This is a genomic window from Aeromicrobium piscarium (genome assembly GCF_007421815.1).
GTDB lineage: Bacteria > Actinomycetota > Actinomycetes > Propionibacteriales > Nocardioidaceae > Aeromicrobium > Aeromicrobium piscarium.
Map to the genome: position 1 here is coordinate 13,819 of NZ_VLNT01000021.1, position 23,187 is coordinate 37,005.

The following is a 23,187-nucleotide window of genomic DNA, read 5'->3' on the forward strand; positions in this document are numbered from 1 at the left end:
TCTACGTGCTCGCGCGTGCCCACCGCATGCGCGACGGTGACACGTTTCGCCACGTGATCCGTCGCGGGCGCAAGGGCGCGACCCCTGCGCTCGTCGTGCATGCGATGGCTCCCACGGAACCGACGGATTCGTCCGTCGGTTTCGTCGTCAGCAAGGCGGTCGGCGGTGCCGTGCAACGCAATCAGGTCAAACGACGGCTGCGCCACCTCATGCGCGAACGGGTGAGCGAGTTCGCCGAGCCGCAGTGGGTCGTGGTGAGGGCACTTCGTCCTGCTGCCGAAGCGAGCTCGGCCGAACTCGGCGAGCATCTGGATCGCGCGCTGGCGCGGATAGCGGAGAGGAAGCCGCGATGAAGTGGCTCCTGGTGGTGCTGCTGCGGGGCTACCGGGCGGTGATCAGTCCGCTGTACGGCCAGACCTGCCGGTTCTACCCGAGCTGTTCGGCCTACGCACTCGAGGCGGTCGAGCGGCACGGTGCCCTCCGTGGCTCCTGGCTCGCGGTGCGACGCCTCGTGCGTTGCCATCCGTGGACGCCCGGAGGCGTCGATCTCGTACCCCCATCGACGGCGCGATCCGCGACGTCGGCTCAAGGAGAAGCATGTTCGACTTCCTAGGCTCGATCTTCAACGCGGTGATGACTCCGCTGTACTACGCGGTGTCCGGTGTGGTGCTGGCGTGGCACGAACTGTTCTCGCTGATCCTCGACCCAGCCAGTGGCTGGTCGTGGGCGTTGTCGATCGTGGGCCTGACGGTGACGATCCGGGCGATGCTGATCCCGCTGTTCGTGCGGCAGATCAAGTCGAGCCGCAACATGCAGCTGCTGCAACCGCAGCTTCGTGAGCTGCGTGAGAAGTACGGGCACGATCGTGAGCGCTTCGCCCAGGAGCAGATGAAGCTGTTCAAGGACAGCGGCACCAATCCGTTCTCCTCCTGTATGCCGCTGCTGCTGCAGATGCCGATCTTCCTGTCGCTGTTCCGGGTGATCAACGAGGCGTCGCGCAAGGGCGCGGACGGAGCGCTGGGCTTCCTGAGTGGCGACCAAGCCGAGGCACTTCAGGACGCCGAGTGGCTCGGCGGCCGGATCGCCGACACCTTCCTCACCAGCGATCACCTCGAGACCAAGATCATCGCGCTCGTCATGGTCGTCATGATGAGCGCGACCCAGTTCTTCACGCAGCGTCAGTTGATGGCCAAGAACATGCCGCCCGAGGCGCTGAACGGGCCGTTCGCCCAGCAGCAGAAGATGTTGCTCTACATCCTGCCGCTCGTCTTCGCCGTGTCCGGTGTCTACTTCCCGCTCGGTGTCCTCGTCTACTGGACCACCTCGAACCTGTGGACGATGGGTCAGCAGTTCTACGTGATCCGCAACAACCCGGCTCCCGGCACGGAGGCCTTCCGGGCCAAGCAGGAGCGGGACCGCCGCAAGGGCAAGGAGCCGCAGATCGATCCGGCGGCCGCCGCGGCGGAGGAGCGTAAGAAGATCGCCCGCGAGGCGGCCGCTCGGCGACAGCAGCCGAAGAAGCAGTCACGCAATCAGCGCAGGGGCGGTGGACAGCAGGCCAAGGGCACGCCGGCGGACAAGGCTGGGAACTCAGGGGAGTCCTCGGCACCGGATCCGGCGGCCGGCGCGGGCGAGGCATCCGACGGGGCGATCACGCCGAAGAAACAGAGCAAGCCCAAGAACTCCCCCTCCAAGGGATCCACCCAGGGCAAGAAGAGGCCCTCGAAGTGATGGAGAAGCCGACATGAGTGAAGCGGATCTGGAACGCGAAGGCGATATCGCCGCAGACTTCCTGGAGGAGCTGCTCGACATCGCCGACCTCGACGGCGACATCGATATCGACGTCGACGGGGACCGCGCGGCGGTCGAGATCATCGGCGGCGCGGTCGGCCATCTCGTCGGACGTGACGGCGAGGTACTGGACGCACTGCAGGAGCTGACTCGACTGGCGGTGTACCGCGAGACGGGTGAGCGCAGCCGGTTGATGCTGGACGTGAGCGGCCACCGTGCTCAGCGACGCGCCGAGTTGGTGGCGATCGCGGAGTCGGTGATCGCGGAGGTTCGGGAGGGCGCCCCGTCAGTGGCGCTCGAGCCGATGACGCCCTTCGAGCGCAAGGTCGTCCACGATGCCGTGGCCGAGGCTGGACTCAATAGCTCCTCCGACGGGACGGGCGCCGGCCGCCACGTGGTGATCTCCGCTGCGCTGGTCGCGGCCGATGACTGATTCCGTTTCACGTGAAACGACGCTCGACCGATACTTCGGCGCGCGCCGCCCACTGATCGAGGCCTACGCGCAGTTCCTGGGAACGGCCGGAGTCGAGCGCGGGATGATCGGTCCCCGGGAGACGCCTCGTCTCTGGGATCGCCATCTCCTCAACTGCGTCGTGGTGACGCCGCGTATTCCCGACGGGGCGCGTGTGGCTGATGTCGGATCGGGCGCCGGGCTGCCCGGGTTGGTCTGGGCGATCGCCCGTCCGGACATCGAGATGACGTTGATCGAGCCGCTGCTGCGACGCACCCGCTTCCTGGATGAGGCGGTCGAACGCCTGGGCTTGTCGAACGTCGTGATCGATCGGCGTCGGGCCGAGGACGTGGACGTGCGGTTCGACGTGGTGACGGCTCGCGCCGTGGCTGCGCTGGGGAAGCTTGGACGGTGGTGTCTTCCCCTGGTCGCACCCGGAGGCGCGCTGCTCGCGATGAAGGGAAGTAGCGCGAGCGATGAGTTGGAGGCTGCGCGTGCCGACCTCGTACGCCTCGGTGCGCGCACTATGGTGGTGGAGACCTATGGTGACGATGTCCTGGAGGTCCCGACGACCGTGGTGGAGGTGACCCGATGACACAGAGCCCACTCGGCTGGCCGGCGTCCGACGTGCGGCCCCTGCACGACGCGACCTCCGACGATGCCCGTGTCCAGCTTTCGCCATTGGGCTGGATGGTTCCACGTGAAACACCGAAGGAATGAGCATGGAGCAGACCCCGACCGCCGCTGACTTCGCGCGCCCGGACTTCGAGGAGGATGCCTCGACACCGTTGGCGACGCAGGCGCGCGACCACGTCGACCTGATGGAACGCCTGTCGACCGTCGGCGAGTTCGGGTCCCCGACCAGTTCACGAGTCTTCGTGGTGGCCAACCAGAAGGGCGGCGTAGGTAAGACGACGACCTCGGTCAATATCGCTGCCGCGATGGCGCTGCGGGGACTGTCGGTGTTGCTGATCGATCTGGATCCGCAGGGGAACGCCTCCACTGCCACCAATATCGAGCATGGCAGCGGCACCCCCGGCACGTACGAGGTACTGCTCGACGGCATGGCCATCGATGACGCCGTACAGCAGGCTCCCGATATCCCGAACCTGACCGTCGTGCCCGCCACCATCGACCTCGCGGGAGCCGAGATCGAGCTGGTCTCGCTCGTCAGCCGCGAGCAGAGACTCCGGCAGGCCATCGACAGCTACGTCGAGAGCCACGATGTCGACTACGTGTTCATCGACTGTCCTCCCTCACTTGGACTCCTCACCGTCAACGCCATGGCCGCCGCACGCGAGGTGTTGATCCCGATCCAGTGCGAGTACTACGCCCTCGAGGGCCTCAGCCAACTTTTACGCAATATCGAACTGGTGCAGCGTCACCTCAACCCGGACCTGGACGTCACCACGGTCCTGTTGACGATGCACGACGCACGCACGAATCTCTCCGCCAGTGTCGCGGCCGAGGTGCGCCAGCACTTCGGAGACCGCGTCCTGCAGACGGCGATCCCGCGGTCGGTCAAGATCAGCGAGGCGCCGGGGTACCAGCAGACCATCCTGACCTACGACCCGACATCGACGGGAGCGCTGTCCTATCTGGAGGCGGCGCGGGAGATGACCACCCACTATCCGCAGAAGGAGCAGTGATGGCGACGCGACCGGGACTGGGAAGAGGACTGGAGGCGCTCATCCCCACCTCCCGTGCGGCGGCACAGCGCGAGGGACTGGCCGAGGTCGAGGGCGCGCGGTTCGCGGACCTCCCGGTGTCGTCGATCCAGCCGAACCCGAAGCAGCCGCGGACGGTGTTCGACGAGGACGACATGACCGAGCTCGTCCACTCCATCCGCGAGGTCGGACTGCTGCAGCCGATCGTGGTCCGCGAGCTCGGCGAGGACCGCTATGAGCTGATCATGGGGGAGCGCCGCTGGCGCGCTCACCAGAAGGCGGAGCTCGACACGATCGCCGCGATCGTGCGGCAGACCACCGATGAGGATCTGCTGCGTGACGCGCTGCTCGAGAACCTTCACCGCTCGCAGCTGAATCCCCTCGAGGAGGCCGCCGCCTACCAGCAGCTGTTGGAGGACTTCGGCTGCACGCACGACGAACTCTCCGACCGCATCGGTCGATCACGGCCGCAGATCACCAACACGATCCGGCTGTTGAAGCTGTCCCCGGATGTGCAGCGCCGCGTCGCCGCGGGGGTGCTGTCGGCAGGCCATGCCCGGGCGCTGCTCTCGGTCACCAGTCCGCAGGTGCAGGACCGCCTCGCTCAGCGTGTGGTCGCGGAGGGAATCTCCGTCCGTGCCCTCGAGGAGATCGTGCGATTCGGTGAGGAGGAGTCGACGCCGGCGGCGCGCAAGCTGAGCACACGGCCCACCTCGCCGAAGGTCGCGGAGCTGTCGAGCCGGCTGTCGGATCACTTCGACACCAGGGTGAAGGTGCAGCTCGGCAAGTCGAAGGGCAAGATCAGCATCGACTTCGCGACCATCGACGATCTCGAACGTATCGTCGGCCTGATCAATCCCGAATAGGTTCATTGACGGCAATAAGTCGATAAATAGATAAATCCCCTTGTAGAGAAATCTACAAGGGGATTTATCGTCAGTAGATCAGGAGACGTAGTCGCTGATCTCCGAGAGGATCGCGGACTTCGGGCGGGCGCCGACGATCGACCGCACGACCTCCCCGTTCTGGTACAGGTTGATGGTCGGCAGGCCGGTGACCCGGTACTGCGCGGGTGTCACCGGATTCGCGTCCGCGTCCATCTTGACGACGGTCAACGAGCCGGCATGCTCCTTGGCGATCTCCTCGAGGATCGGCGAGACCTGGCGGCACGGGCCGCACCAGGAAGCCCAGAAGTCGACGAGCACCGGCCCATCGGCCTTGAGGACCTTCTCCTCGAAATCAGCGTCGGTGACTGCGGCGATGTCTGCCATGGGTACTCCTTCGGGTTGTGTCATTCAGTGAGGGCGGCGGCGGGAGCGGGCTCGCCCGCCTCCGCGAAGTCGGCGAGGTAGCGCTCGGCATCGAGGGCCGCCGAGCACCCGGTGCCCGCAGCGGTGATGGCCTGGCGATAGGTGTGGTCGACCAGATCTCCCGCGGCGAACACGCCTGGGAGGTTCGTGGCCGTGGTGCCGGGCTGGGTCAGCACATAGCCTTCGTCGTCGAGATCGACCTGGCCGGTCAACAGCTCGGAGCGCGGATCGTGCCCGATCGCGATGAACAGGCCGCTCACCGGAAGTTCACGGGTCTCCCCGTTGACCGTGTCGCGCAGCGTGATCGACTCCAGATTGCCGTCACCGTGGATGGCGGCCACCTCGCTGTTCCAGGCGAACTCGATCTTGGGATTGTTGAGGGCGCGCTCGGCCATGATCTTGCTGGCGCGCAGCTCATCGCGGCGATGCACGAGCGTGACCTTCTCGGCGAATCGCGTGAGGAAGGTCGCCTCCTCCACGGCGGAGTCGCCACCGCCGACCACCGCGATCTCCTTGCCGCGGAAGAAGAAGCCGTCGCAGGTCGCACACCAGCTGACACCGTGGCCCGAGAGGGTGTCCTCGCCCTCGATACCGAGCTTGCGGTAGCCCGATCCCATGGCGAGGATCACGGCATTCGCTGAGAAGGTCCTGCCGTCGGCGAGCGAGACCGTCTTGACCGGCCCGGTGAGGTCGACCGAGGCCACGTCATCGGCGATCAGCTCGGCACCGAAGCGCTCGGCCTGGGCGCGGAACTTGTCCATCAGCTCCGGCCCCATGATCCCCTCGGGGAAGCCGGGGAAGTTCTCGACATCGGTGGTGTTCATGAGCGCGCCACCGGCGGTCACGGAGCCCTCGAACACCAGTGGGTACAGGTTCGCGCGGGCGGCGTAGACGGCGGCGGTGTAGCCCGAGGGGCCCGAGCCGATGATGATGACATTACGGACGTCGGTCATGTGTGGACTCTTCTGTCGAGGACGGAACTATCAGGGAGAACGGATGGAGCGGCGCAGACATTCCCGAGATCAGCGACCGCGCACCGCGACCGCGCGGATCTCGCCACGGTACTCGTCGTTGCCGACCTGTGGGAGCGAGCGAAGCCACACCACGACGTACCGGCTATAGGTGTCCGAGGGGAGGGCGATCGCGGCGTCCTCCCCGGCTCCGTCGAGCACCGCGACCTCGCGCAGCTCCGACAGGCTCGACGGGGGATCCTGCTGGGTCGACGGTGTCGTCAGGATGGAGACATCGGTGGGACTGCCGGCCAGCCGCAACTGCACTTGCTCCACTTGGGAGGCACGACCGAGGTCCAGCACCAGACCGACCCCGTCCTTCAATCGGCCGAGCGCGGGATCGCCATAGTACGTCGAGGTGTACCAGCCGGACTCGGCGTCATCGTCCAGGGCATTCTCGACCAGCTGCGGGTTCTCGGCACGGTCCGCGCCCTGCGGGTCGAAGTCGAGAGCTCGGTCGATCGGCAGCACGGTGGTCGGGGCGGTCGCCGTAGGCGTCGACTCGAGCGGCGGGCCGCCCTCGTGGGTGGCCTGCTGCACCAGGAGAGCGAGCACGGCGACGATCGTGACAGTGCCGAGCACGCCCAGGAGCACCAGGCCGCGGTCGCCCCGTGCGGCGGCGCGCAGCCGGGCGCGCCCCCGCTCGGCTCGTGTCGGAGGAGCCGGCTCGAAGGCCTTGGGGCGACGCCGTGGGGGCGTCAAACCCGGCGGAGGCCCGGACGGCTCGATCACCGGATCGAGCCGTAGCAGATCCGGGGAGGACTGCCGTGCCTCGCCCGCGAAGGCGAGGGGCGGCTCATCGTCCTCGCCCACGAGGTTCAACACGTGGGCGATGTCGGCCGCGGTGGTGAGCGGGGCCTGGTGGTGACGGGGCGGTTGCCCCAGGATGCGATCGCAGACGGTGTCAATATCGCGGGCCACACCGGCGCGCACCCTGCGAGGTCGCAGCAGCCGACCGTGCTCGGTGGGGGCCGCGCGCAGGCCGTCGGTGTGCCCGCCGGGCCAGCGGCTCACCAGACAGGCATACAGGAGCTTGCCGATCGCCTCGACATCGGCGCGTTCGTAACCTGCCTTGTCGGCCTCGGAGATCTGATGGTCCGCCGGTGCCAGCGCTGTCGCCACGCCGAGCCCGACGATCCGTACGGCGCCCGATTCCTTCAGGAGGATCTGATGGGGCGTGAGCCGACGGTGGTACACGCCGTGCGCGTGTGCGTGGGCGATCGCATCGGCGACCTCGGCGATGATCGTCACCGCTCGCCGGTTCGGGAGAGGAGCCTCCTGCAGCACCTGACTGAGCGGAACCGCCCGTGCCCACTCGCGGACGATGCCGTGATAGCCGTCGTCGTCCTCGATGAGATCCAGCACCCGCAGGAAGTGATGATCGGTGACCCGGGTGGACTCGCGGGCGGCCTGTAGGAAGTTCGCGGCCCGTGGATCGCTCGCCGGCAGCAGTTCGAGCCGCACATTGCGATTGAGGACCTGGTCGTGGGCTCGCCAGTTCGAGCAGCCGAGCCGCTCGCTGACCAGGTCGTGGAGCTCATAGCGGTCGGCGATCACGACCCCGGGCGTCAGGGCACGTCGTTCGCTCGTCACCGCATCCTCCTTCCGACCCCCCTCATCCTAGGCGTTCGCCCCATGCGTCGTGTCAGCCACGCCCGAGAGCCCTAGCGCCGCCGCGACCCCACCAGGCTCGTGAGCACATAGCGCAGCTCGTTCATCCCGAGCACCTCCGCCATGAACAGATAGGTGACCGTTCCGACGCCACCCACGACGCAGAGTTGCGCGATGGCGGTCGTGGCGCCGCCGGGTGTCGGCTCGAACAACACCCAGACGAGGCTCGCGGCCACCATGACGCCGCACATCATGAGGGTGAGCAACGCCATCTTCAGCAGGAACCAGGCCATCTCGTGGTCGACCAGTGTCCCGCCCACGCGCCGCGACAGCAGTGCGAAGGCGACCGCGAGACCGATCACATAGGCGAGGCTCCAGCAGACCGCGAGCACGGTGGCGACCCAGACGGGCTCGACGAGGCGCGTCGCCACGACGGCGGTGCCGAGGTTCACCGCCATGATCACCAGTTGGATCCAGAACGGCGTCCGCGTGTCCTCCATGGCATAGAAGCCGCGCAGGACCACGTAGTGGATCGTGAAGGCCACCATCCCGAGGGCGAAGGCGGAGATCGTCATCCCGATCGCCGGGTTCTCGCCGGGCAGGAGCCGGGCCAGCGACGGCCCGAGGACGCCGACGGCGACCGCGATGGGGACGACGAGGCTCACGACGAGCCGGAGCGTGCGCCCGATCTCGACGCCGACCCGGTCCACACGACCCGCGGCCGCATAGGCGGAGAGGGTCGGGATGATCGCGGTGGCCACGGACACGGTGATGATGCCGTGGGGCACCTGGGCGAGCAGGAAGCCGAAGTCGTACACGGTCGTGCCGGCCGCCGGGACGTCGCGCGCGCGCCCCTCACTGGTCGCTCGCACACCCAGCCGCGCGATGACGAAGAAGGCGATCTGATTGACGATGATGAAGCCGAGCGTCCAGGCGCCGAGCCGCAGCGTGTGCCCGAGCCCGACCCCGCGGAAGTCGAAGCGTGGCCGGTACCGGAACCCGACGCGCCCCAGGAACGGCACCAGCACGGCGGCCTGGATGACGATGCCGAGCGTGGAACCGATGCCGAGCAGCAATGACTCGGTCGTGGAGAATCCCCCGGTTCCACCACGATCGGCGCCGAAGACGACGGCATAGATGCCGAGCACGACCAGGGCCGTCAGATTGTTCACGATCGGCGCCCACATCATCGGCCCGAAGCGCTCGCGGGCATTGAGGATCTGGCCGACGAGCACGAATGCCCCGTAGAAGAAGACCTGCGGCAGGCACAGGAGCATCAGCAGATAGGCCGACTGGCGCTGGGCCGTGAACTCCGGGGTGAAGAGATCGGCGTAGATGATCCGCATGATGAGCGGCACTGCCAGCATCAACAGGATCGTGGCGCCGAGGAGCACCAGCATGCCGAGGGTGATGATGCGGTTGGCGTACGCGTCCCCGCCATCGGGATCGTTGCGCATGGCCCGGACCAGCTGCGGCACCAGCACGACATTGAACACCCCGCCGGCGACGAGGATGTAGAGCGAGTTGGGTATCGAGTTGGCGGTGTTGAACAGATCGGCATTGAGTGCCGTGCCGATCACCGCGATCAGCAGGACCGAGCGCAGCAGTCCCGTCGCCCGGGACACGACCGTGCCGAGCGCCATCCACGCGCTCGCGCGCGCCAATCGAGGAGCGTCAGCCATCGTCATCGCTCTCTGAGAGTCGCCGGAAACCGCGTCTCCGGAACCGGCGGCTCATCGCGAACACGACGCCGGCGACCGCCACGCCCATCGCGACCCAGACGATCGTGCCGACCTGGCTCGACCGGACGTTGAAGGAGGCCTCGGAGCCGACGGGACGGTCACCGGCCATGGCCTGTGCGGTGATCGTCGTCGAGTTCTGCCGCCCGAGGTCGATATCGGCGTTGACGGTGCGCCGCTCACCGGGAGCGACGTCGATCGGGTCGAGGCGGTTCGAGCTGAGCGCGGGATTGCCGGGGGTCAGCAGGATCGACACCGAGATCGGCAGCCGGGTGGGGTTGTTGACGGTGAGCGGGAAGCTCCCCTGACTGCTCGACAGGGTCACGGTCTCGGGGCCGAGCACCTCGATGCCCGCGAGGCTGCCGTTGCGTTCGACCGCCTGCTGCTCGGCGGAGCGGACCGCCCTCTCGGGAACGGAGCGCCACCGCACGGAGACCGCGGAGGCGAGTTCGCGGTCGGCCTGCGAGCCCTCGGCCGCGCCGGCACTCACGGCCGCGACCGCGTCCTCGGCCTCGAGCAGGTCAGCGGCCGCACTGAGCACCGTGGGAGACAGCGGCTCGGAAACTGGATTGGCGGGGAGTTCGCCGTCGTAGCCGTCCACTCCGCTGGTGACGAGACGATCCAGGGTGGTGCCTTCGACCAGCTCGTCTCCGCGGAGCGAGGCGGCCAGGGCGCTGGTGTTCGCCCGGGGCTCGGGGATCCAGTCCGGATCGACGAAGGTGACGGCATCCGCGGCGGACTCGGGGTCGGCCGCGCGGGAGAGGGTCGCGAGGGCGGCGCGGGTCAGCACACGCTGGCGCAGCGAGACGGTCGTCTCGACCTCGTCGGCGCTCCCCAGCGTGTCGTTGACGGCCAGCAGGGCGGGACCGTGTTCGGCATCGACGGTGACCAGGGATCCGTCGCGCTGGTCCCACTGCGGCAGAGCCGAGGCGCGCACGATCGTCGGGGCGTCGCCCTCGGCGCGATGACGTTCGAGCATCGCGTCGGTCACGCCCGTCTCCATCGCCCACCGTGCGGAGCGGCCGGTGATGCCGTGTTCGTCCAGGGCCGACTGTGTGGCGGCGGCAACCTGCGGCGAGAGCTCGGCGGCGAGATCCGGGCGCTCGGAGAGCGCCGCCCAGTCCGGCCGGTCGTAGTCGATATTCCACACCGAGGAGCGGCGTGCCAGGGCCACGAGGTCGTCGTGGAAGGACTGCGCCTGCTCGCGGGCCTCGTCGCTCACATCGTCGAAGGGTCCCTCGCCGTCGGCCATGCGCTGGCTGGCATCGAGCACCGCGGGGTCGATGACGAGGCTCTGTGCCTCCACGGGCAGGGCGGCGGCGAGATCCAGCTGGCGGCGGAGCCTGCCGTTCTCACCGACGGCGGTCCGCAGGGTCTGGACGTCATCGGCCTCGTCGTCGCGGCGAGGGTCCAGGACGAAGGACCACACGAGCCCGCCGTCGATCGGCGACGCGGGGTGGTCGATCCACGGCAGGAAGGTGGTCGCCCGGGCCACCGAGTCCTGCGGTCGGACGCCGTCGGGGTCAGTGGCGAGCAGCTGCACGCCGACCGGATACACGCCGGGCGCCCCCGTGGGGCCGACCTCGTCGAGGGGGACGGAGAGGTCGTACCGGGCGGTGTCACCCGGGGCGATGTCGCCGACCTCGTCGAACAGGCCGATGGTCGTGACGCGTTCGCCGGTGTAGGTGCTCGAGCTCCGGACGGCCGTCTCGACCTGTTCGCGGGTGGTGAAGGGCGACCGCGCCATCACCAGATAGGCCTGGACCGAGCTCCATTCGCCGTCGGAGGTGTTCTCGATCCGCCCGGAGACCTCGATCGTCGCGTCGGTAGTCAGCTGGGAGGGGGTGAGCGTGTCGATGGTGACCGTGAGCCCCCCGCCCGGATCCTCCTCGTCCTCCGCTGCCTGGCTCGGGCTCGGAAGCAGCACGGTGAGCCCCAGGACGAGCCATCCGGCGAAGGCGGCCACGAGGGCGCGCCGGCGGCCGGCAGATCGGAAGCTCACCGTCCCATCCTAGGGTGGCGTTGTCTGATGCCCGGACCGCGACGCCGAGGTCGGGCGACTCCACCCACCCCACCCTGGGCGGTGACTTACGCACCCCTCAGGTCCAGGGGCGGTGGGATAGGCACCTCTCGAGCGTGGCGACGGGTGCGTAAGTCACCGCTCATGCGGACGAGAGGTGCGTAAGTCACCGCCCCTGAGGGGGTGGGGTCAGGACCTTGCCGCCCACCACGAGCGCAGCGCCTCGGACGCGTCGTCCTCGCTGAGCGGGCCGCGATCCATCCGCAGCTCCAGGAGGAACCGGTAGGCCTCGCCGACCTCGCGGCCGGGACCGATCTGGAGGATCTCCATGATCTGATTGCCGTCGAGATCGGGTCGCAGGGAGTCCAGCTCCTCCTGCTGGGCCAGCTGGCCGATGCGGCGCTCCAGGTCGTCGTAGGTGCGTTGCAGCCGGAGCGCCTTCTTGGCATTGCGCGTCGTGCTGTCCGCGCGGGTCAGGATGTGGAGACGCTCGAGCTCGGGTCCGGCGTCGCGGACATAGCGACGCACGGCCGCATCGGTCCACTGCCCTGATCCGTACCCGTGGAAGCGCAGGTGCAGCTCCACCAGGCGGCACACCGCGTCGACGACGTCATTGGAGTACCGCAACGCACGCAACCGCTTGCGGGCGAGCTTGGCGCCCACCACATCGTGGTGATGGAAGGTGACGGTGCCGTCATCGGTGAACCGGCGGGTCTTGGGCTTCCCGATGTCGTGGAGGAGCGCGGCGAGGCGGATCACCAGATCGGGACGTTCGTCGAGGCGGTGCTCCAGATCGATCGCCTGCTCCAGCACGGTGAGCGAGTGCTCGTAGACGTCCTTGTGCCGGTGATGCTCGTCGCGCTCGAGGCGCAGCGCCGGCAGCTCGGGGAGCATCTGGTCGGCCAGGCCGGTGGCGACGAGCAGCCGCAGACCATCGACGGGCGATCCCGCGCACAGCAGCCGGGACAGCTCGTCGCGGATGCGTTCGGCCGAGACGATCTGCAGTCGCTCGGCGAGCTGGGTCATCGCCTCGACGACCTCGTCGCTGGCGGACACATGGAGCTGCGCGGTGAACCGCGCCGCGCGCATCATCCGCAGGGGATCGTCGGAGAACGAGAGCTCGGGAGCCACCGGAGTGCGGAGACGGCGGTCGGCGAGGTCCTCGACACCGTCGAAGAGGTCGACGAACTCGCCATCGGGCAGTCGCACGGCCATCGCGTTGATGGTGAAGTCCCGCCGCGAGAGGTCGCCGTCGAGGGTGTCGCCGAAGGCGACGACGGGCTTGCGCGTCGCGGGGTCGTACTCGTCGGTGCGGTAGGTGGTGATCTCCAGCTGGTCGCCGCCCTTACGGGCGCCGATCGTGCCGAAGTCCCGACCCACATCCCACACGGCATCCGCCCAGCCGGCGAGGACCGCCTCGATCTGATCGGGCGTGGCGGAGGTGGCGAAGTCGAGATCGTGCACCGGCAGGCCGAGGAGGGCGTCGCGGACGGGACCGCCGACCAGCACCAGCTCGTGTCCGGCATCGGTGAAACGGGCGCCGATCTCGCCCAGCACCGGGTAGGTGGAGAGCAGGGATTCCAGGCGCCGGCGTTCGAGATCGGTCAGGTCGGACACGGTACGCCAGCCTACCGGCCGCACGCGAAGAACCGAGATCTGCTCCCGGATCGTCGTCCGGGATGGGGACCGGTTGACGAAACGGGAGCAGATCTCGGCTCGGGGGGATCAGTTCAGCGCGAAACAGGGCTCGGTGTAGTCGTAGCCCTCGGCGGTCGGCCCGGCGGTCAGCTCCTGTGCGATCGTCACGCCGGTCGTGGCCTCGGTGTCGACCCCGCTGATGACGCTCGAACGCCACGCGACTTCCGACGGGTCACCGGCGTTGTTGCCGGCCTCGTTCGGCAGCATACCCTCGTAGTCGACCTCCTCGAGCTCGCCCGCGGCCTTCACGAGGTTCTCCCGAGTGATGCCACCGTCCATGTCGGCGGCAGCCTCCATGGCGGCGAGCAGCGGGTAGCTCCACACCCAGCCTGCGGTGTAGCCGTCATTGGGGGTGACGCCGTCGAGTGCCTCGCGCATCGCCTCATGGCCCGCGCTGTCGGTGTCCCACGGGCCCCACGGACCGGCCTGGAAGTACATCGCCTCCAGCGCCGGAGCGGCGGCCGACTGCAGGAGCGCGGGGTTCCAGGTCGGGCTCGACCCGACCACGGTGCCCTGCCAGCCCTGCTGCGCGGCGCCACCGACGATCGTCGCCATCTCGGCGGGACCGGTGGTGACCACGATGAGGTCCGGCTGATTCTCCAGCACCGCGGCGACCGCGCCGGCCTGATTGTCCTGGCCGGTCGGCGTCTCGACCTCGACGAACTCCAGGTCATTGGCCTCGGCCGCGGCCTTGGCGCCCGCCGCGGCGTCTCCGCCGTAGTCGTTCGGGTACTTGATCGCCATGACCGTGCCCTCGACGCCACGGTTCTCGACCGCCCAGTCGACGCCGTTCATCGCCTCGAAGCAGTAGCTGGCGCCGCTCTGGAGGATCTGATCCTCGAAGTCCCAGGCCGAGTTCCACGAGGCCGGGATGCCGATGACGTCATCGGCCTTCATGTCATCGAGGATCGCGAGGGTCTGCGAGGACCCGAGGGTCTGCGCGAGGGCGAGGATCTCACCGCGCATCTCCTGGTAGCGCCGGTTGTGGATCTCGGGGTTGTACTCGGCATCGGCGATGTGCTCGCTGATGTTGATGTCATAGCCGCCGACGCCGCCGTCCTCGTTGACGCGCTCCCAGAAGGCCTTCTGGGCATCGGTGATCGGGACGGCGAGCGGTGCGAACGGCCCCTTGGTGAGGTCGGAGATCGCACCGAGGTAGATGCAGCCGTTGTCCTCGTTGACCGCATCGGGACACGCTTCGTCGGTGATGCCGGGGCCCGCCTCGCTCGACGAGTCGTCTCCGCCGCCGCGACACCCGGTCAGGACGAGCGCGGCGATGGACGCACCCGCCACCGCTCGGGTGATGAACCTGCGTTGCTTCATGGTGTTCCTTTCGGAGGGATCAGGTGATGGGGATCAATAGGAGAAGGGCCAGCCCTTCCAGTAGTTCCGGATGCGCATCCAGATGCCGTACAGACCGCGCGGCTCGAAGATGAGGAATCCGATGATCAAGAGGCCGTAGAGGATGGCCTCGAACTGGAAGACGTTGATGATGCCGCCACCGACGGTCGACGTGCTGATGACGGGGAACAGGTGGGCGATCTCCTGCGCGATGCGGGGCAGGGCGGTGATGAACATCGCGCCCATGATCGACCCGGAGATGGTCGCCACGCCGCCGATCAGCACCATCGCCAGGTATTGGATGCTCAGCAGCAGGCCGAAGGCCGCGGGCTCGAACACCCCCACCACCGCGTAGTACATCGCTCCCGCGACGCCGGCGAAGAAGGACGACATCGCGAAGGCCATCACCTTGTAGACGGTCAGGTTGATGCCGATGACCGCCGCGGCGACATCGCGGTCGCGGACGGCCGAGAAGGCGCGGCCGACACCCGATCGGGCGATATTGCGACCGAGGATCGCGAACACGATCAGGAAGACCAGGGCCAGGAAGAACTGCTGCTGGTCGCGGCTCAGGCCGAGACCGAACAGCGATCCGCCCTCGGAGAAGCGGATGCCGAAGAGTTCGAGGTCCGGTCCGCGGCGGCCAACGCCGGGCCCGCCGGTGAGGGTCCGCGCCTCGCGGAACACATGTTCGCCGAGGAACACCAGTCCGAGGGTGACGATGGCCAGGTACAGACCGCGCAGGCGCACCGCGATCGGCCCGACGATGAGTCCGGCGATCGCCGCCACGATTCCGGCGGCCGGGAGCCACACCCACATCGGCATGCCGTAGCCGATCAGTCGGCCCTCGGGGTCGCCACCGAGCACTGCCGCGGTGTAGGCCCCGAGGCCGAGGAAGAAGGCGTGGCCCAGGGAGACCTGCCCGGCATAGCCGGTGACCAGGTTGAGGCCGATGGCGCCCACCGAGGCGATGAGGCCGAGGGTGAACACCAGCAGAAGGTCGTCGGTGAAGAAGAACGGCACCCCGAAGGCGGCCAGCACTAGCAGGACGGTCGACCGGCGCTTGGCGGGCGTGTTGATGAGCGCCATGTCCTGGCGGTACGCGGTGCGCAGCCGCGGCCGTCCGCGCGGGGGACGGGGGGTACGGCGCGGTGACGTGACGGTGGCGGTCATACCCGCTCCACCTCCTTGGTGCCGAAGAGTCCATAGGGTCTGACGAGCAGCACCAGGAACATGAGCGCGTAGGGGGCGACCAGCGCGAAGTTGGCGCCGAGGAAGGGCGCGACGCTCGGCTGGTAGACGGCGGTGAGCGATTCGACGATGCCGACCGCGAGCCCGCCGATCACCGCCCCGGGCAGGCTGTCGAGTCCGCCGATGATGATCGCCGGGAGGGCCTTGAGCGCGATGATCCAGGTGTTCTGCTCCATGCCGGCCGACCCGGCGGCCACGAAGGTGCCTGCGATGGCGGCGAGCCCGCCGGCGATCGCCCACGCGAGGGCGAAGATCGCTCCCACGCGGATGCCCTGGGCCAGCGCCGTCTCCTGGTTGAGCGCCGTGGCGCGCATGGCGAGCCCCGCCTTGGCGTACCGGAAGAACAGCACGAGGGCGATGACCGTCAGCAGCGTCACGACCATCAGCGAGACACGCTGATGGCTGATCGACAGCCCGAGGAACTCATAGCGCCGCGAGCCGTTCGGGAAGGTCACGATGCGCGGATCGGGGCCCATGTACCGGTTGGCGAAGATGCGCAGCACGATGTCGACACCGATGGTGATGATCGCCAGGGTGAACACCGGCTTGCCGACCATCGGCCGGAGGGCCAGCCGTTCCACGGCCATGCCGAGCAGCGCGCCGAGCACGACGGCACCGGCCAGACCGGGCCAGAACGGAAGGCCGATCTGCGTGGTCAGGTGATAGGTGAACAGTCCTCCGCACACCATCAGCGCCGGCTGGGCGAAGCTGATGACGTGCGTGGCCTTGTAGATCATGACGTAGCCGAGGGCGAGCAGTGCGTAGATCGCGCCCTGGGCGAAGCCGTTCAGCACGGCCTGGGCGAACGTGGTCATGCGCTCACCTGCCTGTGGTCTCGATACGCCACGCGCTCGCTGCGGCTACTCGACCACCGGGTGCCGGTTCCTCGGTGGTCGAGTAGCCGAAGGCCGTCCGCGGCGGGGCCAGGGCGATGGATGGGGCTCATGCGCGCACCTCTTCGTCGTACATGTCGGCGATCTCCTCGGCGAACTGCCGGGTGATCGCGGGACGCTTGATCTTCTGGGTGGCGGTCAGCTCGCCCTGCTCGTGATCGAGCTCCTTGGGCATGAGCCGGAAGCGCTTGATGGTCTCGACCGAGGCGAACTTGGTGTTCGTGGCCTCGACGACCTCCTGCACCAGCTCGATGACCTCGGGCTTCTGCGACAGGTCGCGGTAGGTGGTGAACGCGAGCTTGCGCCGTTGCGCCCAGTCGCCCACGGTGTCGAGCTCGATCCCGATGAGCGCCGTCAGATACTTGCGACGGTCGCCGATGACGATCGCCTCCTTGATGTACGGCGAGGACTTCAGGCTGTTCTCGATCTCACTCGGGGAGATGTTCTTGCCGCCCGCGGTGATGATGATGTCCTTGATGCGGTCGGTGATCTTCAGATGCGTGCCGTCGACCCATTCGCCGACATCGCCCGTGCGGAGCCACCCGTCCTCGGTGATCGTCCGCGCGGTGGCCTCCGGGTTGTTCCAGTAGCCGGCGAAGGTGCCCGCGTGACGGGTGAGGATCTCCCCGGTCTCGGGGTCGAGGCGCACCTCGGCGCTCTCCTGCGGCTCGCCGACGGTGCCGACCTTGATGCGCCCCGCCCGATTGGCCGTGGCGATCGCGCTGTTCTCGGTCATGCCGTAGACCTCGTGCATCGGGACGCCGATGCCCATGAAGAACTCCAGCACCTCCGGGGCGATCGGCGCCGCACCCGAGGCGGCGTACCGTGCCTTGCCCAGGCCGAGCCGCTCGCGCAGCGGGCGGTAGAGGAACACCCAGCCGGCCGCGTAGGCCAGCCGCGTCGCGAGGGTGTGGTTGCCGTCGTTCTCGACCAGACGGCGCCCGATCCACTGCGAGACCTTCATCCACAGCCCGAAGTTGAGCTTCTTGAGCCGGCTGGCCCCGCTCATCCGGATGTGCACGCCGGCGGCGATCTTCTCCCAGATCCTCGGGACGCCGAACACGATCGTGGGTTGCACCTCGCGCAGCGCGACCTGGACGGTCTCGATCGACTCGGCGAAGTTGACCTGGGTGCCGACTGCCGCGTTGAACCAGGTGGTGAACACGCGTTCGGCCACATGGCACAGCGGCAGATAGGAGACGATCAGGTCCTTGTCATTCGCCGGGGGGTCGACGAAGGCGCCGTGCTGAGCGAGGGTCTCGATGACGAACTCGATATTGGCGATCGTCAGCATGGCGCCCTTGGGGGGACCGGTCGTGCCGGACGTGTAGACGAGCGTGGCGATGTCATCGTCCTGAGCCTGCTCGGCGCGGGCGTCGACCGCGCCGGGATGGGCGTCGCGGTGCTCGGCTCCGCGTTCGAGCAGCTCGGTCCAGGACAGCAGCCGGGGATCGGTGTAGCGGCCCGCGATCCCCCGGGGCTCGATGTAGACCAGGTGGCGCAGCTCGGGCAGCTCGTCGATGATCTCGAGGGCCTTGTCCAGCTGCTCCTGGTCCTCGGCGATCAGTACGGAGGTGCCGGAGTCGCGCAGCACGTGCAGCACCTCGGCGGCCGGATTGGTGGGATAGAGACCCACCGTGACGGCCCGCACCGCGGTGATGCCGATATCGCTGAACAGCCACTCGCAACGGTTCTCACTGTGGACTCCCACCCGGTCCCCGGGCTCGACGCCCAAGGAGAGCAGTCCGTGGCCCACGAGCGTCGCCTGCTCCCAGTAGTCCTCCCAGGTGATCTGATCCCAGATGCCGAGGTTCTTCTCGCGCATCGCGACGGTACTCGGCGACGTGCGGGCGCGTTCGCGGATGCGCAGGGGCAGTGTCGTCCGGGCGGTGGCGTTCTCCTGCCGCTCGTTCACGAGACCTCCTCGATGACGGGGTCCTCGTCGCCCGCGCCGAGATAGGCGCGGATGACATCGGGATGGCTTTGGACCTCGGCCGGCGTGCCGAGAGCGATAGGCGTGCCGAAGTCCATCGCCATCACACGGTCGGCGAGGTCCATCACCAGACCCATGTCGTGCTCGACGAGGATCATCGGGATCTTCAGCTCGTCGCGGATGTCGAGGATGAAGCGCGCCATGTCCTCGGTCTCCTCCCCGTTCATGCCGGCGACGGGCTCGTCGAGGAGCAGCAGCCGGGGTTCCATCGCGAGGGCGCGTCCCAGCTCGATCCGCTTCTGTACCCCGTACGGCAGCATGCCGACGGGGAGCTCGCGGTAGCCCTCGATCTCCAGGAAGTCGATGATCTCCTCGACCCGCCGGCGATTGGCGATCTCGCTGCGCTGCGCGCGGCCGAGCCAGGCGACCGCCCACGGCCAGCTGTAGCCGAGATGGTGGTGGCGTCCCAGCATCAGGTTGTCGACGACATTGAGGTTCTCGAAGAGCTCGATGTTCTGGAAGGTGCGAGCCAGTCCGCGGGCGGCGATCCGATGGGGCCGCTCGCCGAGGATCGACGTGCCGTCGAAGCGCACGTCCCCGGCCTGGGGCCGGTAGACCCCCGAGAGCACGTTGAAGATCGAGGTCTTGCCGGCGCCGTTGGGGCCGATGATCGCGAACAGCTCGTGGCCCTGGATGTCGAAGGAGACTCCTCGCAGCGCCTTGACGCCGGCGAAGCTCAGCTCGACGTCCTTCACCGAGCAGATGATGTCCTCGCTCATGCGATCCCCTCCTCCTGGACCGAGATGTGCTCCCGATTCGTCGACGAGAGAGCTGTGCGGTCAGCGAGTACCCAGCACATCTCGGTTCTGCGCCCGCTCATGACAGCCACCGCTTCCTGCGCTTGTAGTGCTTGAGGTCGCGGTACGAGGTCGCCAGTTCGCCCCGGCCGAGGTAGAAGTCGCGGATATCGCTGTCCTGGAGCAGAGCCTCGGCGGGCTGATCCATGACGATCTTGCCGTGCTCCATGACGTAGCCGTGGTTGGCGATCGAGAGCGCCATCATCGCGTTCTGCTCCACGAGGAGGACGGTCGTGCCGCGCTGCTCGTTGATCTGGACGACGATGTCCTTGATCTGGGCCACGATCCGCGGTGCCAGACCCAGGCTCGGCTCGTCGAGGAGCACGATGTCCGGCTGTGCGACGAGGGCGCGACCCATGGCGAGCATCTGCTGCTCGCCGCCGGAGAGGTACCCGGCCGTGCGCTTGCGGCGCTCCTTGAGCACCGGGAACAGCTCGTAGATCTCCTCGATGCTCTCGCTCAGTCCCCCGCGGCGTGTGTGGCCGCCGACTCGCAGGTTCTCCTCGACGGTGAACTCGCCGAAGACCCGGCGGCCTTCGAGTACCTGTCCGAGTCCGGCCGCGACGATCCGGGGCGCGTTCCAGCGCTGGATCGGTTTCTCGTCGAGCAGGATCTGACCCTTGGTGATCTCGCCGTCGTGGATGTCCAGCAGACCCGACAACGCCCGCAGCAGTGTCGTCTTGCCGGCGCCGTTGGCACCGAGCAGAGCGACGATCTGTCCGCGGGGCACCGACAGGCTCACGCCGCGCAGCACGAGGACGACGTCGTTGTAGACGACTTCCAGGTTCTTGACGCTCAGCACGTGGTGATTCCCCCTCCTCCTTGGTTGCGCAGCATCCTGACACATGAATGTGAGCGAGGTCACGAACTTTATGCAGATGTAGTGAAACTTTTTCTCGACAGGGGTAGGTTGACTGCTCATGGAAGGCTCACGGCAGACCGACGGCCGGGTGCGGCGCGCCGAACGGACACGCGTCTCGATCGTCGACGCCCACGTGCGGCTGCTGCGTGAGGGGACGCTCAAACCGAGTGCCAAGACGATCGCCGAGGCCGCCGGTGTCTCGGTGCGCACGCTGTGGCTCGCCTTCGGCGACATGGAGAGTCTGTTCGCGCAGACGGTCGCCTACTGGTTCGCCTCCGACGATGCGCTGGCGGTCGTGATCGATCCCGCACTGGAGCTGGAGCGGCGGATCGACCGTTTCTGCGCGGCGCGCGCCCGCCGCCTGACCAATATCGCGCCCGCTGCCCGCGCGGCGCAGTTGATGGAGGCGTCCTCCTCGACACTGCGGGGAAGCCGCCGTGCCCACATCGAGAACGTGCGAGTGGAGATCGCGGAGGTCTTCGCCACGGAGATCGCCACCTCAGCCGCTCCGGAGACGCTCTGTGATGCGCTCTTGGCGGCGAGCAGCTGGAACTCCTGGTCGATCCTGCACGATGACCTCGGCCGCACCGTCGAGGAGTGTGAGGCCGCGATGCGTCACGCGTTCACGGCGCTGTTGGCCGGGTGTCGGTAGACCCCCGAAAGGGGCGACGGTCAGGGACCGATGTCGATGCGTTGCGGCTGCTATGGCCGCCGTATCGCATCATCATCCGTACGGACTTGCTCGAAACTCGATGCCTTCAGGTCGCGGCAGCAACCACGACGCGTCATGATCAGGCCTCGTCGTGCGCGAGGGCCGCGGCCCCGATGATGCCGGCATTGTTGCGCAGGTCGGCGGGGATCATCTCGGTCCGCACGTCGATGAGCGGCATGAAGGCCTCGTAGTTCTTGCTGACGCCGCCGCCGACGATGAACAGATCCGGTGAGAACAGCCGCTCCAGATGGCGGAAGTAGTGATGCAGTCGCTTGGCCCATTGGGTCCAGCTGAGGTTCTCGCGCTCGCGGGCACTGGTGGCGGCGTAGTGCTCCGCGTCGTCGCCGCGCAGCTCGAGGTGGCCGAGCTCGGTATTGGGCACGAGGGTGCCGTCGACGATCAGCGCCGAGCCGATGCCGGTGCCGAGGGTGATGACCAGGATGACGCCGCCGCGGCCGCGAGCCGCGCCGTAGCGTGCCTCGGCGACTCCCGCCGCATCGGCATCGTTGACGACGTGGACCGGATGTCCGAGACGCTCGGTGAAGAGTGCGTCGACATCGGTGTCGATCCAGCTCTTGTCGATATTCGCGGCCGACCGGGCCACGCCACGCTGGACCACCGCCGGAATGGCCACACCCGTCACCGCGGGCAGCTCCAGTCCTTTGTAGGAGCCGATGATCTGCTCGGCGACATCGGCGAGCGCCTCCGGGGTCGACTTCTTGGGGGTCGCGAAGCGAGTGCGGTTGCTGGCGAGACTGCCGCTCGTCAGATCCACCGGTGCTCCCTTGGTGCCCGTACCACCGATGTCGATGCCGAAGCCGATCATGGGCCGAGTCTAGTGTCCTGCGCCGAAAGTTCATCACCGCTTTTCGCCGCCTGAGCGGCGCTCCGCGACGTTGGCGTCACTCGAAAGGCGCCCAGCCTGCCAGCGCTCCGCCGCCTTGCGGAGCACCCACTCAGACGACGCCTCTCGGCAACGAACTTCCGACGCAGGACACTAGTGCGCACGCATGTCTGCCGGCTCGCCTACGCTGAGCCGGTGAACGGATCGGATCGGTGAGCGGCGGGCTGGCCGCATTGCTCGATGATGTGGCCGCGCTCGCGCGGCTCGCCGCCGCCTCGGTGGACGATGTCGGCACGGCGGCCGGGCGGGCGAGCGCCAAGGCCGCCGGTGTCATCGTCGACGACGCGGCGGTCACCCCGCGCTACGTGCGAGGCCTGGATCCGCGACGTGAGCTCTCGGTGATCGGCCGCATCGCCAAGGGCTCGCTCCGCAACAAGCTGATCTTCATCCTCCCGGCGTTGCTGGTGCTCAGCCAGTTCCTCCCCTGGCTGCTGACTCCCCTCCTCATGGTCGGCGGTGCCTATCTGTGTTTCGAGGGCGCGGAGAAGCTGTGGGAGAAGCTCCGTGGCGGGAGTCACGACGAGGTGCCGAGGACACAGGCCGGTCCGGGGTCCGAGGATGCCGTCGTGTCCTCGGCCGTCCGGACCGATTTCATCCTGTCCGCGGAGATCATGGTCATCGCCCTCAACGAGGTGTCCTCCGAGCCGCTGCTGTCGCGGGGGATCATCCTGGCCGTCGTGGGGGTCGCCATCACGGCCCTCGTCTACGGGGTGGTCGCCCTGATCGTGCGGATGGACGATATCGGGGTGGCCCTGGCCGAGCGCTCGTCGAGATTCGCGCGGCGCATCGGACGCGGACTGGTCAAGGCGATGCCGATGGTGATGACGATGCTCGCGACGGTCGGTGTCGTGGCGATGCTCTGGGTGGGCGGGCACATCCTGCTCGTCGGCTCCGAGGAGCTCGGCTGGCACGCGCTCTACGCGGCGGTGCACCGCCTCGAGCCCGCGAACGTGGTCGCGGGCTGGTTCGTCAACACCGCGGCCTCGGCACTGTTGGGCCTCATCGTGGGTGCCGCCATCGTCGCCGGGTGGTACTGGATCGGCTCCCGCCGCCAACCACATGTGGTTTAGATCACATACAGTCTTCCGTTTATCCGGAGCGTGAGCTCCAATAGTGCTCGGGAGCCGATCGTCCGTT

At 67.9% G+C, this 23,187-nt stretch carries 21 protein-coding genes and 1 pseudogene; 9 read left to right on the forward strand and 13 right to left on the reverse strand.

Annotated features, from left to right (window positions below; translation table 11 throughout):
- The first annotated feature begins 5 nt into the window (after positions 1-5).
- The 7 genes and pseudogenes from rnpA to FNM00_RS16525 all read left to right on the forward strand — a co-directional run bounded on the left by rnpA (position 6) and on the right by FNM00_RS16525 (position 4,775).
- Positions 6-353, forward strand: coding sequence for a ribonuclease P protein component (gene rnpA / locus FNM00_RS16495; protein ID WP_143914638.1), 348 nt, complete (start codon positions 6-8; stop codon positions 351-353).
- Positions 350-613: a membrane protein insertion efficiency factor YidD gene (gene yidD, locus FNM00_RS16500; RefSeq protein WP_143914639.1), complete on the forward strand. Its 264-nt coding sequence runs from the start codon at positions 350-352 to the stop codon at positions 611-613. Before rnpA ends, yidD begins: the two co-directional genes overlap by 4 nt.
- Positions 598-1,542: pseudogene (gene yidC / locus FNM00_RS16505) on the forward strand (membrane protein insertase YidC); the annotation flags it as partial. The gene yidD and the pseudogene yidC, both read left to right, overlap by 16 nt.
- 202 nt (positions 1,543-1,744) lie before the next feature.
- Positions 1,745-2,224, forward strand: a complete 480-nt coding sequence (locus tag FNM00_RS16510) for a Jag family protein (protein ID WP_143914641.1) — start codon at positions 1,745-1,747, stop codon at positions 2,222-2,224.
- A complete protein-coding gene (gene rsmG, locus FNM00_RS16515; RefSeq protein WP_143914642.1) occupies positions 2,217-2,837 on the forward strand; it encodes a 16S rRNA (guanine(527)-N(7))-methyltransferase RsmG in 621 nt (206 codons plus the stop codon). The genes FNM00_RS16510 and rsmG overlap by 8 nt, the downstream gene beginning before the upstream one ends.
- A 127-nt stretch (positions 2,838-2,964) precedes the next feature.
- Complete coding sequence (locus FNM00_RS16520; RefSeq protein WP_143914643.1) at positions 2,965-3,891, forward strand: ParA family protein; 927 nt, start codon at positions 2,965-2,967, stop codon at positions 3,889-3,891.
- The gene (locus FNM00_RS16525) at positions 3,891-4,775 is read left to right on the forward strand and encodes a ParB/RepB/Spo0J family partition protein (protein WP_143914644.1); all 885 of its coding nucleotides are present in this window, start codon (positions 3,891-3,893) and stop codon (positions 4,773-4,775) included. The genes FNM00_RS16520 and FNM00_RS16525 overlap by 1 nt, the downstream gene beginning before the upstream one ends.
- A 78-nt stretch (positions 4,776-4,853) precedes the next feature.
- Here FNM00_RS16525 and trxA read toward each other — a convergent pair whose 3' ends face one another.
- The 12 genes from trxA to FNM00_RS16585 form a co-directional block, all read right to left on the reverse strand.
- Complete coding sequence (trxA, locus tag FNM00_RS16530) at positions 4,854-5,180, reverse strand: thioredoxin (RefSeq protein WP_143914645.1); 327 nt, start codon at positions 5,178-5,180, stop codon at positions 4,854-4,856.
- 20 nt (positions 5,181-5,200) lie between these two features.
- Positions 5,201-6,172, reverse strand: coding sequence for a thioredoxin-disulfide reductase (trxB, locus tag FNM00_RS16535; RefSeq protein ID WP_143914646.1), 972 nt, complete (start codon positions 6,170-6,172; stop codon positions 5,201-5,203).
- Positions 6,173-6,241: 69 nt separating this feature from the next.
- Complete coding sequence (locus tag FNM00_RS16540; protein ID WP_143914647.1) at positions 6,242-7,822, reverse strand: protein kinase family protein; 1,581 nt, start codon at positions 7,820-7,822, stop codon at positions 6,242-6,244.
- Positions 7,823-7,893: 71 nt separating this feature from the next.
- Positions 7,894-9,522, reverse strand: a complete 1,629-nt coding sequence (murJ, locus tag FNM00_RS16545; RefSeq protein WP_185973205.1) for a murein biosynthesis integral membrane protein MurJ — start codon at positions 9,520-9,522, stop codon at positions 7,894-7,896.
- Positions 9,515-11,581, reverse strand: a complete 2,067-nt coding sequence (locus FNM00_RS16550; protein WP_143914649.1) for a DUF6049 family protein — start codon at positions 11,579-11,581, stop codon at positions 9,515-9,517. Before FNM00_RS16550 ends, murJ begins: the two co-directional genes overlap by 8 nt.
- Before the next feature lie 207 nt (positions 11,582-11,788).
- The gene (locus tag FNM00_RS16555; RefSeq protein WP_425456818.1) at positions 11,789-13,216 is read right to left on the reverse strand and encodes a CCA tRNA nucleotidyltransferase; all 1,428 of its coding nucleotides are present in this window, start codon (positions 13,214-13,216) and stop codon (positions 11,789-11,791) included.
- Positions 13,217-13,324: 108 nt separating this feature from the next.
- Positions 13,325-14,620 (reverse strand): ABC transporter substrate-binding protein, encoded by a 1,296-nt coding sequence (locus tag FNM00_RS16560; protein WP_143914650.1) that lies wholly within the window; start codon positions 14,618-14,620, stop codon positions 13,325-13,327.
- A 33-nt stretch (positions 14,621-14,653) separates the two neighbouring features.
- Complete coding sequence (locus FNM00_RS16565) at positions 14,654-15,811, reverse strand: branched-chain amino acid ABC transporter permease (protein ID WP_143914651.1); 1,158 nt, start codon at positions 15,809-15,811, stop codon at positions 14,654-14,656.
- Positions 15,808-16,704 (reverse strand): branched-chain amino acid ABC transporter permease, encoded by an 897-nt coding sequence (locus tag FNM00_RS16570; RefSeq protein ID WP_143914652.1) that lies wholly within the window; start codon positions 16,702-16,704, stop codon positions 15,808-15,810. The genes FNM00_RS16565 and FNM00_RS16570 overlap by 4 nt, the downstream gene beginning before the upstream one ends.
- A gap of 127 nt (positions 16,705-16,831) precedes the next feature.
- Positions 16,832-18,697, reverse strand: a complete 1,866-nt coding sequence (locus FNM00_RS16575; RefSeq protein ID WP_246065210.1) for an AMP-dependent synthetase/ligase — start codon at positions 18,695-18,697, stop codon at positions 16,832-16,834.
- Complete coding sequence (locus tag FNM00_RS16580; protein ID WP_143914653.1) at positions 18,694-19,494, reverse strand: ABC transporter ATP-binding protein; 801 nt, start codon at positions 19,492-19,494, stop codon at positions 18,694-18,696. The genes FNM00_RS16575 and FNM00_RS16580 overlap by 4 nt, the downstream gene beginning before the upstream one ends.
- Before the next feature lie 97 nt (positions 19,495-19,591).
- Positions 19,592-20,374 carry an ABC transporter ATP-binding protein gene (locus FNM00_RS16585; protein ID WP_143914654.1) on the reverse strand — a complete coding sequence of 261 codons (783 nt, stop codon included), beginning with the start codon at positions 20,372-20,374 and terminating at the stop codon, positions 19,592-19,594.
- Between the two features lie 118 nt (positions 20,375-20,492).
- Here FNM00_RS16585 and FNM00_RS16590 point away from each other — a divergent pair, with 118 nt between their 5' ends.
- The gene (locus FNM00_RS16590) at positions 20,493-21,086 is read left to right on the forward strand and encodes a TetR/AcrR family transcriptional regulator (RefSeq protein WP_143914655.1); all 594 of its coding nucleotides are present in this window, start codon (positions 20,493-20,495) and stop codon (positions 21,084-21,086) included.
- 139 nt (positions 21,087-21,225) lie between these two features.
- On the opposite strand, the gene ppgK is transcribed toward FNM00_RS16590, so the two are convergent.
- Positions 21,226-21,972: a polyphosphate--glucose phosphotransferase gene (gene ppgK / locus FNM00_RS16595; RefSeq protein WP_143914656.1), complete on the reverse strand. Its 747-nt coding sequence runs from the start codon at positions 21,970-21,972 to the stop codon at positions 21,226-21,228.
- A gap of 230 nt (positions 21,973-22,202) precedes the next feature.
- Here ppgK and FNM00_RS16600 point away from each other — a divergent pair, with 230 nt between their 5' ends.
- Positions 22,203-23,120 (forward strand): DUF808 domain-containing protein, encoded by a 918-nt coding sequence (locus FNM00_RS16600; protein ID WP_143914657.1) that lies wholly within the window; start codon positions 22,203-22,205, stop codon positions 23,118-23,120.
- Positions 23,121-23,187 lie beyond the last annotated feature (67 nt).